The 16242-nt window shown below is 43.0% G+C and carries 13 protein-coding genes and 1 tRNA gene; 5 read left to right on the top strand and 9 right to left on the bottom strand.

All coding sequences use genetic code 11. The features are described from left to right. Positions 1 to 56 precede the first annotated feature (56 nt). The 3 genes from luxU to uvrB form a co-directional block, all read right to left on the bottom strand. Positions 57 to 401 carry a quorum-sensing phosphorelay protein LuxU gene (luxU, locus tag AB8613_RS13755; protein ID WP_372383969.1) on the bottom strand — a complete coding sequence of 115 codons (345 nt, stop codon included), beginning with the start codon at positions 399 to 401 and terminating at the stop codon, positions 57 to 59. A 24-nt stretch (positions 402 to 425) separates the two neighbouring features. After that, complete coding sequence (gene luxO / locus AB8613_RS13750; RefSeq protein WP_146492243.1) at positions 426 to 1814, bottom strand: quorum-sensing sigma-54 dependent transcriptional regulator LuxO; 1389 nt, start codon at positions 1812 to 1814, stop codon at positions 426 to 428. A gap of 302 nt (positions 1815 to 2116) precedes the next feature. Next, a complete protein-coding gene (gene uvrB / locus AB8613_RS13745) occupies positions 2117 to 4147 on the bottom strand; it encodes an excinuclease ABC subunit UvrB (RefSeq protein WP_372383968.1) in 2031 nt (676 codons plus the stop codon). Between the two features lie 509 nt (positions 4148 to 4656). Between uvrB and AB8613_RS13740 the strand changes: the two genes are divergently transcribed. Then, positions 4657 to 4732, top strand: a tRNA-Asn gene (locus AB8613_RS13740). A 351-nt stretch (positions 4733 to 5083) separates the two neighbouring features. Here the strand turns inward: AB8613_RS13740 and AB8613_RS13735 are convergent. The 6 genes from AB8613_RS13735 to AB8613_RS13710 all read right to left on the bottom strand — a co-directional run bounded on the left by AB8613_RS13735 (position 5084) and on the right by AB8613_RS13710 (position 10486). Next, positions 5084 to 5524, bottom strand: a complete 441-nt coding sequence (locus tag AB8613_RS13735) for a hypothetical protein (RefSeq protein WP_146492245.1) — start codon at positions 5522 to 5524, stop codon at positions 5084 to 5086. 19 nt (positions 5525 to 5543) lie between these two features. Next, positions 5544 to 6875 (bottom strand): excinuclease ABC subunit B, encoded by a 1332-nt coding sequence (locus AB8613_RS13730; protein ID WP_146492246.1) that lies wholly within the window; start codon positions 6873 to 6875, stop codon positions 5544 to 5546. Positions 6876 to 7575: 700 nt separating this feature from the next. Continuing rightward, positions 7576 to 9063 carry a sphingomyelin phosphodiesterase gene (gene sph, locus AB8613_RS13725; protein ID WP_372383967.1) on the bottom strand — a complete coding sequence of 496 codons (1488 nt, stop codon included), beginning with the start codon at positions 9061 to 9063 and terminating at the stop codon, positions 7576 to 7578. A 101-nt stretch (positions 9064 to 9164) separates the two neighbouring features. Then, positions 9165 to 9530 carry a hypothetical protein gene (locus AB8613_RS13720; RefSeq protein WP_285953198.1) on the bottom strand — a complete coding sequence of 122 codons (366 nt, stop codon included), beginning with the start codon at positions 9528 to 9530 and terminating at the stop codon, positions 9165 to 9167. Between the two features lie 145 nt (positions 9531 to 9675). Further along, positions 9676 to 9945, bottom strand: a complete 270-nt coding sequence (locus AB8613_RS13715; RefSeq protein ID WP_372383966.1) for a hypothetical protein — start codon at positions 9943 to 9945, stop codon at positions 9676 to 9678. 109 nt (positions 9946 to 10054) lie between these two features. Further along, the gene (locus AB8613_RS13710; protein WP_372383965.1) at positions 10055 to 10486 is read right to left on the bottom strand and encodes a transcriptional regulator; all 432 of its coding nucleotides are present in this window, start codon (positions 10484 to 10486) and stop codon (positions 10055 to 10057) included. Between the two features lie 828 nt (positions 10487 to 11314). Here AB8613_RS13710 and rsxA point away from each other — a divergent pair. The 4 genes from rsxA to rsxD are packed head-to-tail and all read left to right on the top strand — an operon-like array spanning position 11315 to position 16239. Next, complete coding sequence (gene rsxA, locus AB8613_RS13705; protein WP_004734039.1) at positions 11315 to 11893, top strand: electron transport complex subunit RsxA; 579 nt, start codon at positions 11315 to 11317, stop codon at positions 11891 to 11893. A 2-nt stretch (positions 11894 to 11895) separates the two neighbouring features. Further along, entirely contained in the window at positions 11896 to 12489 is a 594-nt protein-coding gene (gene rsxB, locus AB8613_RS13700; protein WP_004734040.1) for an electron transport complex subunit RsxB, read from the top strand. A 7-nt stretch (positions 12490 to 12496) separates the two neighbouring features. Further along, entirely contained in the window at positions 12497 to 15193 is a 2697-nt protein-coding gene (gene rsxC, locus AB8613_RS13695) for an electron transport complex subunit RsxC (protein WP_372383964.1), read from the top strand. After that, positions 15193 to 16239, top strand: coding sequence for an electron transport complex subunit RsxD (gene rsxD / locus AB8613_RS13690; RefSeq protein WP_017105543.1), 1047 nt, complete (start codon positions 15193 to 15195; stop codon positions 16237 to 16239). The genes rsxC and rsxD overlap by 1 nt, the downstream gene beginning before the upstream one ends. Positions 16240 to 16242 lie beyond the last annotated feature (3 nt).

Here is a 16242-nt window from a genome sequence, read left to right as displayed (position 1 = left end):
CAAACACAAAAAGGAGCCTCATGCTCCTTTTTTAATATATGTAATACCCTACCGCTTTAGATATCTGCCATCAACTGCTGGTATTCTTGGTAGGTGGATAACAGCAGTTTCTGCATATCTTGAAAGTCAACCTCAGTGACAGGCAGCGCTTGCTTCACTTTCGTATCCAAGCAAATCGCAAAACTACACAAAGAGTCCGCGCCAAAACTCGCGGCGCTGCTCTTAAGTGCATGACTGATATCAGCCAAGTACTTAGAAGTATCCGACTCCTTATTTATCTCTAGGTGTTCGTAGTAGCCTTTCAACTCACCTAAAAAGATCTCCAGTAAAACAGGAACATTCTCTTGCCCTATTTCACTGGCAAGCTCATCAACTTTTTGCTGATTTAATACTTTCGTCATTATGATTTTCTTATTGTTTGGTGATTACTGCTTCGCATTCCACGTTTGTAACTTGCGGTATATGGTCGAAGGACTCACATCTAGGAAACCTGCTGCTCGTGGAATGTTACCGTCACACGCTTTAATGGCCTGTTCGATAGCCGTCTTCTCAGTGATCCACAATGGGAAAATATCTTTTACCGTGATGTCTTCGTTCTGCTTCTCTTTCAAGCGCAGACTGTTTTCAATCGGCTGGTTCAATGGTGGCGGGAGCATGCTAAGAGTAATCTCTTTGCCATTATTCAATACCACCACGTTCCGTAATACGTTTTGTAGTTGACGCACATTCCCAGGCCACTCATATTGATTAAAGCGATCAAGAACTTCCTGAGCAAAACGAACAAACGCCTTCCCCTCCTCGACCGACATATAGCCTAGTAACGAGTAAGCAATCTCGATAACATCTTCACCACGCTCGCGCAATGGTGGCAAGTGCAGTGGAATCACGTATAAACGATAATATAAATCTTCTCTAAAGCGACCTTCTTGTACTTCTTTCCAAGGGTCACGGTTGGTCGCACAAACAAAACGAACGTCCACACTCTTCATCTTCGAAGAGCCTACTTTTTGGAAAGTACCAGTTTGGATAAAACGCAGCAGCTTAGTTTGCAGTTCAAGGTCCATTTCACACAGTTCATCGAGAAACAGTGTTCCGCCATCAGCAAGCTCAGCAGCCCCTTGGCGATCAGTTGCCGCGCCCGTAAAGGCACCTTTCACATGGCCAAACAGCTCACTTTCAATCAGATCTTTAGGGATAGCGGCACAGTTAATCGCGATAAACGGCTTATCTCCACGCTTACTCGCAGCGTGAATAGCTTCTGCACATACCTCTTTACCCGTACCACTTTCACCCGTAATGAAAATACTCGCCTTACTTGATGCAGCAGAATCGATAGTTCGATAAACCTGCTGCATGGTCTGGCTGCTGCCGATGAAGCCTTGGTAATTTTGGTTTCCCGGGTGTTCCGAGCTGTTTTTAAGCTTGGTAGCTTTGCGGATCGCATTGTTCACCGTAATACGGAGTCGGTCTGCTTCACACGGTTTGATAAGGAAATCTTGAGAACCATGACGCATCGCTTCTACCGCAGTATCGATAGAGCCATGAGCCGTCATGAAGATAACCGGAACTTCAGGATACTTTTGTTTTACAGCAAATAGCACGTCCATACCCGTCATATCAGGCAGACGTAGATCTAATAAAATAAGGTCTGGGATTCGATGATTCAAACTCTCGATTGCATCGCGGCCAGTGCCGACAATGTTGATATCAATTTCGAGCGGTGTAAGATACGAGCGATATAAAGCTGCTACCGAAGCGGTATCCTCTACCATCAACAAATACTTCGATTTGTTATCTAGCGTTTTTGATTGCATATCCTAGCCATTTATATTTTGCATTTCTTATTATAGTCGCATTCCGCTTTGCATTATGCAAATTAGCCACAATATTTGTAGTGTGTTTTTTTACTTACTTCAAACAATCAATGTTTTATCTATATGGCACGAACGATGCAGTAGTGTAAATGACCTTCGGGTCACCTAGCCAACTGACGTTGTTAGTGAACCGAGTGTTCACAAACGTAAGCCAGTAGAACATTTACTACTGGCTGTTTTTTTGTCTGAAACACTCTCAGCTTTTGTCTTGAGGGGATCAACTTCTTGAGTAAAACGCGAGATTAGCTATTAGTAATAAATTGCTCTCTTAGCTGCTCAATTTCATCACGTTTCTGTGCCGCTAATTCAAATTCCAGGTTCTGAGCATGCTGATACATCGCTGCTTCTAGCTTACTGATCTCTTTATCAAGCTGTTGCGGCGTAAGCACGGCATAACTTTCTGAAGACTCAGCCACTTTAGATAGTGGGACTTGCTTAGATTGACGCTGCTGTTTCGACTTGGTGATATCACCCAGCTCCATAATGTCTTTGATATTACGTTTCAGCGCTTGCGGCGTGATGCCTTGCTCTTGGTTGTAGGCCTGCTGTTTCTCACGACGACGATCTGTTTCATCAATCGCTTTTCTCATCGACTTAGTAATCGAGTCACCATATAAGATCGCCTTACCTTCAAGGTTACGCGCGGCACGACCAATGGTTTGGATCAGAGAGCGCTCAGAACGCAAGAAGCCCTCTTTGTCTGCATCAAGAATCGCCACCAGCGACACTTCCGGCATATCCAAGCCTTCGCGAAGTAAGTTAATGCCCACTAACACGTCGAACTCGCCCAAACGTAGGTCTCGAATGATCTCGACACGCTCAACCGTATCAATATCCGAGTGCAAGTAACGCACTTTAACGCCGTGCTCACTTAGATATTCGGTTAAGTCTTCCGCCATTCTCTTAGTCAATGTTGTGACCAACACGCGTTCTTCTTTCACTGAACGGATTCTGATCTCAGACAGCAAGTCATCAACCTGAGTCGCGACGGGTCTTACTTCAATGATCGGGTCTAACAGGCCAGTAGGACGAACGACTTGATCAGCAATCTCGCCATCTGATTTTTCAATCTCGTAATTACCCGGCGTTGCCGACACAAAAATCGTTTGTGGAGCTATAGACTCGAACTCTTCAAACTTCATTGGGCGGTTATCTAACGCTGAAGGCAGTCTAAAGCCAAATTCGACCAAGGTTTCTTTACGAGAGCGGTCACCTTTATACATAGCGCCTATTTGCGGCACAGTCACGTGTGACTCATCGATAATCAGCAGACCATCATCAGGTAAGTAATCAAATAATGTCGGAGGCGCTTCACCTTCCGCACGGCCACTCAAATATCGTGAATAGTTTTCGATACCAGAGCAGAAACCAAGCTCCGTCATCATCTCGATATCAAACTGAGTTCTCTGAGAAATACGTTGCTCTTCCAAAAGCTTGTTGTTGTCTTTTAAGTATTGAGCACGATCGCGCAGTTCATCCTTGATATTCTCAATCGCCTCAAGGATTTTCTCTCTTGGCGTTACATAGTGAGTTTTCGGATAAACGGTAAAGCGCGGCAAGTCTCTTTGCTTCACCGCACCAGTCAAGGGATCAAAAATACTGATGCAATCTACTTCGTCATCGAACATTTCAATTCGAACTGCATCTTGGTCAGATTCAGCAGGAAAAATATCAATCACTTCACCACGAACACGAAACTGACCACGTTCAAACGCGACGTCATTTCTCGAATATTGTAGCTCAGCCAAGCGGCGTAAGATGTCTCGCTGATCCATCACCTCGCCACGGCTTAAATGAAGCATCATCTTCAAATAAGATTTAGGATCACCAAGACCGTAGATAGCAGATACCGAAGCCACAATGATGGCATCTTTTCGTTCTAGTAAGGCCTTGGTTGCCGAAAGCCTCATCTGTTCAATATGAGCGTTCACAGACGCATCTTTCTCGATGAATGTGTCTGTGGTCGGAACGTAAGCTTCTGGTTGGTAGTAATCGTAGTAAGAAACGAAGTACTCGACGGCATTATTTGGAAAAAAAGATTTCATCTCGCCATAAAGCTGAGCAGCCAACGTCTTGTTCGGCGCTAACAGAATGGCAGGTCTTTGCGATTGGGAAATGACATTAGCGAGAGTAAAGGTTTTACCTGAGCCCGTTACCCCTAATAGAGTTTGATGTGCCAAACCAGAATCTAATCCATCTAGTAATCTGGTTATCGCTGTCGGCTGGTCACCGGACGGGCTGTAGTCCGATACCAAATCAAAGAGTTTGCTCATAGGTTGCCATTTCCATACTGTGTTTTTAATCAGGTCATTGTCACTCTATGAGCCATCTCGTTGCAACTATTATCTAGAGAAATGCGCCTTAAGATTGAATATCAGTGATAGCTTTTATTTTTAGAACTTGGTATTATCCGTGCCCCTGCAAAGTTTCCTCAGCTAAATTACTCGAATTTTAATCCACTACTTTTCCCCAAAAAATCTAAAAATACCTCTTGTTTTACTGTTCGCTTTATAATCTACAAAAGTTATACAACCGTGATATTTTGGTACTATTCTTTTAAATACATCACGTTAGCTATAATTTTTGCATTTTCAGATTTACCTCAATTATTGTTGTTAAAGTTTCGCACACACACTTATCCACAATTTTGGTGGATAACTAAAGCAAAGCTAAATCCGATAAGGCGTCCAAGAAAGTAAAGTTTTTTATCTTATTTTTTTCTGCTATTTTTTGTTGACAGAAAATAGGTCTCTTATTAGAATTCGCGTCGCTAACAAGCAATTCCCCTTTAGTTCAGTTGGTAGAACGGCGGACTGTTAATCCGTATGTCGCAAGTTCAAGTCTTGCAAGGGGAGCCAAATTCAGAAAAAAGCCCAATCGAAAGATTGGGCTTTTTTCGTATGTAACTGCGACTAACTTGTTCCAAGTTAATGTCACACCCGAATCGTCGGACCGTCCCACCCGCCCGGGTCAAGTCTCGACAAGGGGGCCAAATTTTAAGAAGCCGCATCACTTGATGCGGCTTTTTGCGTTTTGAAGCGACTGGTTTGTACCAAACCTATGTCTCAGCCGAAGCATTGGCCTGCACTAAGCTCTGTGTTCTAGGGCGATCAAAAAAGCCACGAACGAATCCGTGGCTCACTTAACTTTTGAGACTACAAACTACCCGAGAAGTAATGGGTTATCCCGTAAAATCCATTTATATTGCATTACAGGTGACGAGCGATAGTGTCCATCAGCACTGCAGCTACCTTATCATTGCCAGCTTTGTCGCCTTTGCTGTAGGTATTGATTTGACGCTTCGATGAGTCGTGGATATTGGTTATAGCCACTACTTCTCTCTCGATACCAAACCCAACTAACTCGATCATCAACTCTTTATTTTTAAATGAGTCGCCAACGATCACGATAGAGTTAAAATCTTTCAGTAGCTCTTTAGTCAGATCTTCAACTTGAACATCATTACTATTAATAAAAAAGATATCCGCAGACTTCCCAGAGCTTCGCTCTCCAGCAGACTTCAGTTGGATTTGCTGCATCTCATTGAACACACCATTATCTTGCGTTCCAATGGTAGATAGGCTCGCAGCATTAGAAGCCAAAGACAATAGCAGTGTACTAGCAAAAATAGTACTTTTAACAAAATTCATTCTCTTTACCCTCTAATAACTAAAGAATTGTTTCTTTCATGATGCGGAACGTTTGACCTTTATCGTCAATAGTGCAATCGGTATCGATCGTAATGCCGTAGTTAGAATCTCTTTGGTATAAAGTTGACTCATTCTCATTAATTGACCAACTACTGCCATACATATTGAGATAGGCGCGCGAAACCGTCACCGCATTACCGAATACCAGTTTTTGATCACGACAAGTATTCCAATCAGCAGTGTAGTTTTCTTGCCACGTCTCATAGCTCTTTAGATCGTAAACTCGGTACAGGTCTTCACCCCAAATTTCAGCAGCATTCTTTACATGCCAAAATTCTGCAGATGGAGCATCTCTGTAATACCCAGCTTCTCCCACAGCTTTTGTATTAATAGTCTGGACAACCGAGTGGCCGATATCATTGCCTTCATCAACCGAGGTGTAATTCAACATACTGTGTGTCTGACTCGATTCTTTGGTTTGGCTAAAACCAAAACCCACTCCGAGACCAGCAGACGGACCATCTGATTTGCTCGCTTCAAAAGAGCCAGTAATATCAAAGCTATAAGACGTACTTTCAGCTAACGAAATCTCTTTGTTCACATTACTCGAACTTGGAAAGCTTTGCTGGTTCACAAACAGATTTCCATATCGGCTTTGAGGGAGACAATAATCGTTGTTTTTATCGTTTTCACATTCTTCAGACAAGTATTTCCAAGTCAGCCTTGATTGCTCTTCCGCATTATTGGGCGCCTCATTAACGGCTTTCTTGTGAGCCCAATTGTAGACATTTTCACCTGACATGAAATTAAATTGAGAATTTCCATGGAAGATCTGACCTAAGTATCCTTCTTGGTAATAAAAGTGCGGAGCAACTTTCTCATCTTCCCACTCGAAAAAATAGCCTCCGTCGGCAAGGGTTTGACGCGTTACATTCATACTGCCGTCAACCGCCATAATATAGTTAGTCTTATTTGACTGAGAAAACATCAACAAATCGATGGTACGTGCGACATCAACCTGTTCATGAATTTTGTACTTCTCCTTACCATAGCTATAAGCACCATTCTGAGAAGTGATAATAAATTGCTCTTCAATTTGGCCATCTTCTATTCTTGCATGCTGACAGAGGTTCGCAATTTTTCCAGGTAAACCCTGCTGATCTAGATGATTATTAATGTATTCTACTTTGGCATTAAAGATATCACAGGCTGTTGCCGGATCATCGTACGCAACATACTCATCAGCCCCTGTGAAGTAGGCATCATCAATCCCAGGGATAGGAGATGCATTAGCATAGCCAGATAACATAGAGACTGTTATCAAGCTTAAACTGAAGCGTTTTAATTTCATCACTCGTTCCTTTTAACTACATTTGCACCAATATCGATGCCTTTTAAAATTAGCGAGTCAAAAGAATATATTCACAATTAAATTGTGATAAAAAAATCTATTTTATTGTTGAATATTCCTGAGTAATAATTAATTTGTTATTGAATACTTTATATCTCACAGGAAGAGTTAAAATCAGTAATTCCATATTCTTTGTCCTTAAACCTTCGATAGCAATGGGAAATAAGCCGACCTTGTTCTGTCCGAAATGAAAGACCGGAGTGTCCTATGTTAATTCTCTTTCGCCATACTAGTAGGTCTTCTAGCGAATCGATCTTCTCTATTTGAATTTGTATTTTTTCAAAGTATCCATCAAAGTTCATAATTAAATATCTTACTAAAGCCAAAACCTTTCCAACTAGTTTCTATAATTCAAGTCTTTATGAAAACCAATTTTCAACACACTATGATTCTCGAAAATTCAATCAATCATTAACTGACCAATCGATAATTAAGTACATTGTTTTTATATTGTAAAAAGCCACATTAATGTGGCTTTTATTTTAACGATAGTGGCAGCAGAAGAGCAGAGCCGACTAACCGCACTACCCTCCACCATCGCTGAACACACTCTAATGTTTGACTATTTACAATAAACCAAACAAGTCAAATAGTACTGAAAATCAAGTAATTTCAAGAAAAATCAATATTTAGAATATGTTCATTTATGAGTTATATTCGATTCCCAGTCAGAGAATTCAAAGTTATCCATCTCAATAATGAACAGCCCATTTTCGCTAACTGGCAGCTCCTTAGTCGCTTTGATGTACGTATTTATAGGCTCAAGATATTTGTCCGCTGATGTCCACAAATGATGCGCATGATCATAAATATATACGACATCACCATTCTGGATGCAGCTTTCGGATTCTGTTAGGCGGCTTATCTTCATGAAGTCAGAAGAGTCGTGATCTTCGGTGTAATACGTATTACTACTATAGGTCCAGTAGTAATCTTTATAATCATCTTTTCTTGAGATCTGTACATAGTCATGGTCGTGAATACAAGTACCATTATATGGATGCCAGTTGTCTAACTTAAACTTAGCGTTGGATTGCTCTCCATCGCGACCGTAGGTAAGCCAGCCATTAGGCACATTTGGATCCGCGTAAACATATTCACCAGTCGATCGATGCTTTAGCCTGATTGAGTTATATGGCTTATTGATTGGACGCACGCTATGAATTGGCGTGCTTTCATCTGCATACTCAAACGCAGCGACAGGGAAATGATCTGAATACTCATAAAAGTAATACGGCTCCTGTGTGCCAGGTAGAACAACTCTATCCGATACTATATCTAACACTTGGTTGTGCCAGTTCTTGGGTTGCTTGTGACTACGCTCGACCAGAACATAGTCAAGTAATTGCCCTTTTAGATCAGAATAGTTTGCGTGTGCTAAACCATTTACTGCAGGGTCCCATGAGTATGGCGCACCAGCGTAATTGGTTGGCTCTGATACATTTAAGGTCTCGAGCATTGAAGAAAACTCTTGTGAGTCTTTTGCTACATTTAAATCACCAGCAATAAAAAACATTTCATCAGCTGAGCGGTTTGACCCGAAAATATAGTTCTCTATTTGTGCAAACTGGTCTTGTCTAACCACAGAAGGAGGAGTGTTGCAGGTGTCATCATCAGCTTGAACGTGGGTGCCGATAATATTGTACCTCTCTCCACCTTTATTAATGACAGTGTGTATAAAACCTTTTTGAGATGCCCAGTCTGCACCGCACCCATCTCTGAAGATCACTTGTGACTTGTACTCAATTGGATATTTACTAAATACAATCACGCCGCCATCATCAAGAGATGTCGATCGCCAACCTTCAGTGTGATCCCAGCCATTTTTTGTACGGCCCAAAACAGGAGTTAGATATCCAAACTTCTGAGCTAGTGTATCGATAAGTATTTGGCTTGCTTGGTTGTCGAACACTTCGTTAAATATAACCACGTCGGTATCATCAAAAACCGAAGAGTTCGCCAACAACTGTGCTCGTTTATTTGGATTAGTCCCACCAACGAAAATTCCGAGACGATGATCCAGCATATAAACGTTATAATTCATTATCTTGGGGGGTGAGCTGATCTCCTCAGCTCGCAAAGTAAGAGTGATCAGTATGAGCAAGACTGATATTAGATATTTAGTCATGGTTAGTGCATCTCCTATTAAACTGAGGTGCATCCTCCCATAATGATACAATTGATAATAATGAAATAGACCTAAAAAAATATCAAACCATAGTTAAAATATTAATAGTCATCATAAAAGTCTTCAATTGGTAAAGGCTCAATCTTTACAGCAACCATTTTCTTTACCGGACTATTTGAAATGATAAGCATATATTGGTTCGGCAACTCTTCAACAACTTGAACCGATTTAAAAAACGATAGCTTTTTTCGCGCTTCAATATATTTATCATAAACGAGCATGTCGTCATCATGTTCAAAATCAATGTCTCCATGCTCAACGCGTTCTTCACGCAAGCTTACATTAAATAGCCCATTACTCTTGCGAATGAATTTTCCTTTTGTGTAAATATCTAAGGTGTTATTGAGTCCTGCTTCTTTTATAACCGTAACCGCCTCAAAATTTTCATCACTGATCACGACGTCCATGTGCTCCGTGGCCATATAGTCACCATCTATTGTCATATATAGGGTCGTAGAGTTGACCAAAACATTATTTTTCGAACGTAGACTATATGCAATGGAAACCAGCATTAAACAAAGACAAAACAGAAGAAAATAAACGCTTTTATTTTTAGTGAACATAGCGACTAAGCTCCGCTTTAACCATACCAACCAGATCATCCGTTGATTGAGGAGATTCAAACAAAACCACTAAATTGACAGGCGGTGCCAATGGCTTGAGTATTACAATAGATAAGCTTTCTTGAGAATGAGCAAGGATCAATCGGCTTAACCTACCTTGTTTAGCTTCTTGAGAAACCAAAAGCTTAACGCCTTTTGCAACCAAGTTGGCCTCTTCTTCATTATCACAATAGACAGTTAAAGCTTCGCTAGAAAACATTTTAGTCAGTGGAAGCCAGCTCGTTAACTTAGGGGCTTTTGCAGTGAACACTAATGGAAACAGTGCCGCAATCGCTATGAATACGCAGCCTAGAACAATATAGATTTGATTACGTCCGAATGTGAATCGTGTTTTTTTCGGAACTCTCTTCAAAGCTCTCAGTCTTACCGCTTGGTTCCCCAGCGAATAAGTTCTCTTGGTTATCTGATTTATCATCATCGTCTTCTAGCCACGATACTGCCTCACTTTCTAGTTTATAACCAACCTTGGCGACCGTTTTTAGATACTTTTGTTGCTTACCATTATCCTCAAGCAAAGTGCGTATCGCGCTGATCGATTGTGTCAGTGAGCCTTCAGAGACATGTTTTCCTGGCCAAGCTCTTTTCAACAAATCTTCTTTAGTATTAATTTTTCCAGCGTTTTCACACAACATTAGAATCACAAGATGATCGTGATAGCCGATGCGCTTTTCTTCATTTTTGAGTAAATCAGTCACTAACGGGTGGTCTAAGTGAATTAACCAATTATTTACTTTGTACATAAATTAGCCTTAAAAAATGAATAACCATAATATTTATACAAATATAATTTTCATGGATAAATATTGGGGTTATTTAAAATAATTTTTATCTGTCACTTGATTCATTCAACCATTTACCACTAACCGAACGTTAACGGGATTAATTAAATGGTTATTTAAAAAGGCAAAATAAGTAACTTTTTTGTAAACGCAACTATATATAAAAAAAGCGTCGCCATGAAACAAAAAAAACTAAAATACATATATTTCAAACTTGATAACTATTTCATAAAAAAAGAGAGTGGATTTCACTCAATTATTAAAGAATATTACAATTTAACTCAAAAATTGACTTACAATTACAGGAAATGTAAATCTTTTTTTGTTCTTACAAAAAAAACCTCTAGCTACACGTTCGCTCAAAACTTCATTTACAACAAACTAATCTCCGCGGATTAAGTTTTTGCTTATGTCAGACTCATTTTGGGTAAATGATTTTGCTCTTTCCCCCTCAATCCTCAATGATGAAACGGTTTTCTAAAACTGATACGTACAATTGCTCAACAAGAGGGCGCCTCCTAGGCCTGTTACAAGAAAAGTTTGACAGTACCCTCGTTAAAATCGTCAATTCTATGCTTAAGAAAACCACGTATAAGAGCCCAAACACGTCCATAATATGTGTATCATTCTTACGCTTTAGAACAACTGATTTGTTGCAATGAGATCTGCTATCCTCTTATTAAGCGTATAAATTTCCATCAGACATACAAAACCACACCGTTCACTGGTTGTTATTAGGTGAGCAAAGCAGGATAATATCGGGATCGGAATCTCAAGAATTAATCCATTATGACCGAATACCTTTTGTTGTTGGTTGGCACAGTGCTGGTCAATAACTTTGTGCTAGTGAAGTTTTTAGGGCTATGTCCTTTCATGGGAGTCTCCAAGAAACTGGAGACTGCGATTGGCATGGGCCTCGCGACGACTTTCGTTTTGACGTTAGCGTCAGTATCTGCATACCTAGTAGAAACCTACATCCTTACCCCTCTGGGTATTGAATACCTGCGTACCATGAGCTTTATCTTGGTTATCGCGGTGGTTGTTCAATTTACGGAAATGGTCGTCCACAAAACCAGCCCAACGCTATATCGCCTATTGGGTATCTTTCTGCCTCTTATCACCACTAACTGTGCGGTATTAGGTGTGGCACTTCTGAACATTAATGAAAACCACAACTTCATTCAGTCGATCATCTATGGTTTCGGCGCAGCGGTTGGTTTCTCTCTTGTATTGATCCTATTTGCTGCGATGCGTGAGCGTATTGCGGTTGCTGATGTTCCAATGCCCTTCAAAGGCGCATCGATTGCGATGATCACAGCAGGCCTAATGTCTCTGGCATTTATGGGCTTTACTGGGTTGGTGAAATAAGCATGAGTACCATTTTAATTGCGATCATTGCGCTAGCCGTTTTAGCCGCTGTTTTTGGCGCTATTTTGGGCTTTGCTTCTATCCGCTTTAAAGTAGAAGCCGATCCTATCGTTGATCAAATCGACACCATTTTACCGCAAACTCAATGTGGCCAGTGTGGCTACCCTGGTTGTCGCCCATACGCAGAGGCGATCGCTAACGGAGACAAGATCAACAAATGTCCTCCGGGCGGCCAAGCAACCATTGAGAAGTTAGCAGATTTAATGGGCGTAGAAGTTGAAGACTCCGCTCATGACTTAGATAACAAAGTAAAAACCGTTGCCTTCATTCACGAAGATATGTGTATCGGCTGTACCAAGTGTATTCAAGCCTGCCCTGTTGACGCCATTGTTGGTGGCACCAAGGCGCTGCACACCGTCATCAAAGATGAATGTACAGGCTGTGACCTATGTGTTGCACCATGCCCTACTGACTGTATCGAAATGATTCCAGTGGCAACAACGACTGAAAATTGGAAATGGCAGATGAACATCATTCCTGTTACTGATATCACTAACCAAGCGACTGATGCGACCGCGTCAGAGCCTAAGGCGTAGGGTTAGTATGATCTCTTTAATTGAACAAATTCGCGCGGGCTCTATTTGGAACTTCCCGGGCGGTGTGCACCCTGCTGAAAACAAGAAACAGTCGAATACTACTGATATCGTGCATGCAAGGCTTCCTGAAGAAATCGTTCTTCCGGTAAAACAGCACATCGGTAAGCCTGGTAACTTGTTGGTTGCTGTTGGTGACACTGTACTAAAAGGCCAACAACTGACGGCCTTAGAGACTGGTTTTACTTTGCCGGTACATGCACCAACATCGGGTGTGATTACCGCTATCGAACCACGAACTACCGCTCACCCTTCAGGCTTGAGCGATATGTGCGTGGTTATTAAACCTGATGGCCTAGACGCTTGGGTTGCAAAACACCCAGTTGAAGATTTTTCTACAAAGACATCCGATGAACTGCTTGATATAATTCGCCAAGCTGGTATCTCAGGCATGGGTGGTGCAGGCTTCCCTACCGCCAAAAAGCTTCAATCAGGCTTAGGCCGCACTGATATTTTGATCGTCAACGCTGCGGAGTGTGAGCCTTACATCACCTCCGATGACAAGTTGCTTCAAGAGCATGCCGAAGAAGTACTAAAAGGCATCGAAGTGGTTGAACACATCCTTCAACCAAAACTGACTGTTATCGGCATTGAAGACAACAAGCCAGCTGCAATAAAAGCACTTGAGATTGCGGCGAAAGACAAAGATATCGTCATTCGTGTTATCCCAACTAAATACCCTTCTGGTGGTGAGAAACAGCTGATCAAGATCCTTACTAATAAAGAGGTTCCGGCTGGCGGCATCCCTGCAGACATTGGTGTTTTAGTTCAGAACGTCGGCTCTCTTTACTCGATTAAGCGAGCGGTAATTGACGGCGAACCTGTGGTTAACCGCGTTGTGACATTAACCGGTAAAACCTTTAAGCAACCTCGTAACGTTTGGGCACTATTAGGTACACCTGTACTCGAGTTACTTGAAGAGTTTGGCTACAAAGCCGATAAAAAACTGCCGCGTTTGATTTTGGGCGGCCCTATGATGGGCTTTACCTTGCCACACGCCAATGTGCCAATCACTAAAACGTCGAACTGTATTTTAGCGCCAACGCGTCGTGAGATCTCACCAAGCACTTACGAGATGGAATGTATTCGTTGCAGCGCGTGTGCTGAAGCTTGCCCTGCCTCTCTGCTGCCTCAACAGCTGCAATGGCACGCGAAAGCCAATGAGCTGGACAAGTGCGAAGAGCTAAATATTAAAGACTGTATTGAATGTGGTGCTTGTGCGTTTGTTTGCCCAAGTGAAATTCCTCTTGTTCAGTACTATCGCCAAGCGAAAGCCGAAATCAAAACAAGAAAAGACGAAGCAACGGCCGCAGAGCGTGCCAAGGTTCGTTTCGAAGAGAAAAACGCTCGTATGGAGCGTGACAAAGCAGAACGTGAAAACCGCTTCAAGAAAGCCGCGGATAACCGTCGCAAAGACATGAAAGCGGCAGACGGTGACGATGCAATTGCTGCTGCGATTGCACGTGTTAAAGCACAAAAAGCCGCAGCTGAGCAGGCTCCAAGTGAAGAGCCAACAGTGAAACCTGCGGTAGCCGCTGCAATTGCTAAGGCAAAAGCGAAACAAGCTGCGGCTCAGAAAGCAGACAGTGCTGAACCAGACAACTCTGAAATGTCGAAGCTACGTGAAGAGCGTAAGCGTCAAGCTCGAGAACGCAAGGCGCAACAAGCAGCTGCTGACACTCCAGCTGAAAGCTCTGGCGACGCTAAGAAAGACGCAGTTGCTGCCGCTATCGCTCGTGCTAAAGCCAAGAAAGCACAGCAGGCGCAAGCAGCTTCTGAAGCCCCAACTGAAAGCTCTGGCGACGCCAAGAAAGACGCCGTTGCTGCCGCAATAGCTCGCGCTAAAGCCAAGAAAGCTCAACAAGCGGAATCAGCTTCTGATGCTCCAGCTGAAAGCTCTGGCGATGCTAAGAAAGATGCCGTTGCTGCCGCTATTGCCCGTGCTAAAGCCAAGAAGGCTCAGCAAGTAGAATCAGCTTCTGACGCTCCAACTGAAAGTACTGGTGATGCCAAAAAAGATGCCGTTGCTGCCGCTATTGCGCGTGCTAAAGCGAAGAAAGCACAACAAGCAGAATCAGCTTCTGGTGCTCCAGCTGAAAGTACTGGTGATGCCAAGAAAGACGCCGTTGCTGCCGCAATAGCTCGCGCTAAAGCGAAGAAAGCACAGCAAGTGAAACAGGCTGAGACAGTAGAAACCCCTGAGCCAGTAATTGAAGTTGAAGCTGAAACTCAACAAGAGTCAGTCGATCCTAAGAAAGCCGCGGTTGCTGCTGCGATTGCCCGTGCAAAGGCGAAGAAAGCTCAGCAAGCGAAACAGACTGAGACAGCAGAAACGCCTGAGCCAGTAATTGAGGTGGTAGCTGAAACTCAACCAGAAGCTGTCGATCCTAAGAAAGCTGCTGTTGCTGCCGCTATCGCGCGTGCTAAAGCGAAGAAAGCACAGCAAGCTAAGCCGGTCGAAGCTGAAGAAATCGCTCTCGAACCTGTAGCTGAACCTTTAGTTGAAAAAAAGACTGTGGTTGAATCTGATGCTCAATCAGAACCCGTCGATCCTAAGAAAGCAGCCGTTGCTGCCGCAATTGCTCGTGCTAAAGCAAGAAAAGCGCAGCAAGAGCAAGATAAAAAGAACAATGAGGAGAAAGAGTAGTGGCCTTCTTTATCGCCAGCTCACCGCACGCGCACAATCGTAGAAGCACCCCTGATCTCATGAAATGGGTCGCTATTTGTGCATTGCCAGGTCTACTAGCTCAAACCTACTTCTTTGGATGGGGTACGCTCATCCAGTTAGTATTTGCTATTGCACTTGCTGTTACCTTTGAAGCCGCTGTCATGCTGCTAAGAAAACGTCCGCCAGTGATGGCATTACGTGATTACAGCGCTGTTGTGACCGCTTGGCTACTCAGTGTCGCGATTCCCCCACACTCTCCGTGGTGGATTCTAGTCATCGGTATGTTCTTCGCTATCATCATCGCAAAACACCTTTATGGCGGCCTTGGACAAAACCCGTTTAACCCCGCGATGGTTGCTTACGTTGTTTTGCTAATCTCATTCCCAGTTCAAATGACCAGTTGGAATGCGCCGACCAGCTTAACAGCTGAAGCAACGAGCTTTGTTGACTCATTTTTGATGATCTTTACCGGTTTCAATAACGAAGGTTTATCTCTTCAACAAGCGCGTCTTGGTATTGATGGCACCACGATGGCAACACCACTCGATGCATTCAAAACCGCATTAACGGCAGGCAACACCGCTTCCGAAGCTCTGTCTCAGCCACAATTCAGCTGGTTAGCTGGCGTGGGCTGGGAATGGGTTAACCTTGCCTACCTAGTCGGCGGCTTGGTGCTCATCAAGCAACGCGTGATTCAGTGGCATATTCCGGTCGCTTTTATTGCTAGCCTTGCGCTGTTTAGCTTAGTGTTCTTAGTGCTGACGCCTGGTGAAACCGCTTCTCCAACCATTCATTTATTGTCTGGCGCGACCATGCTTGGTGCATTCTTCATTGCAACCGATCCGGTTTCAGCCTCGACGACAGTGAAAGGTCGCTTGGTATTTGGTGCCCTGATTGGCGGGTTAGTCTTTATTATCCGCAGTTGGGGTGGCTTCCCTGATGGCGTGGCGTTTGCTGTATTGTTAGCCAACATGTGTGTTCCACTGATTGACTACTACACCAAACCTCGTACATACGGCCACTAAGGA

Origin of the sequence: Vibrio sp. BS-M-Sm-2, from assembly GCF_041504345.1 — a bacterium.
GTDB lineage: Bacteria > Pseudomonadota > Gammaproteobacteria > Enterobacterales > Vibrionaceae > Vibrio > Vibrio satsumensis.
This window is presented reverse-complemented; position numbering and strand designations above follow the sequence as displayed.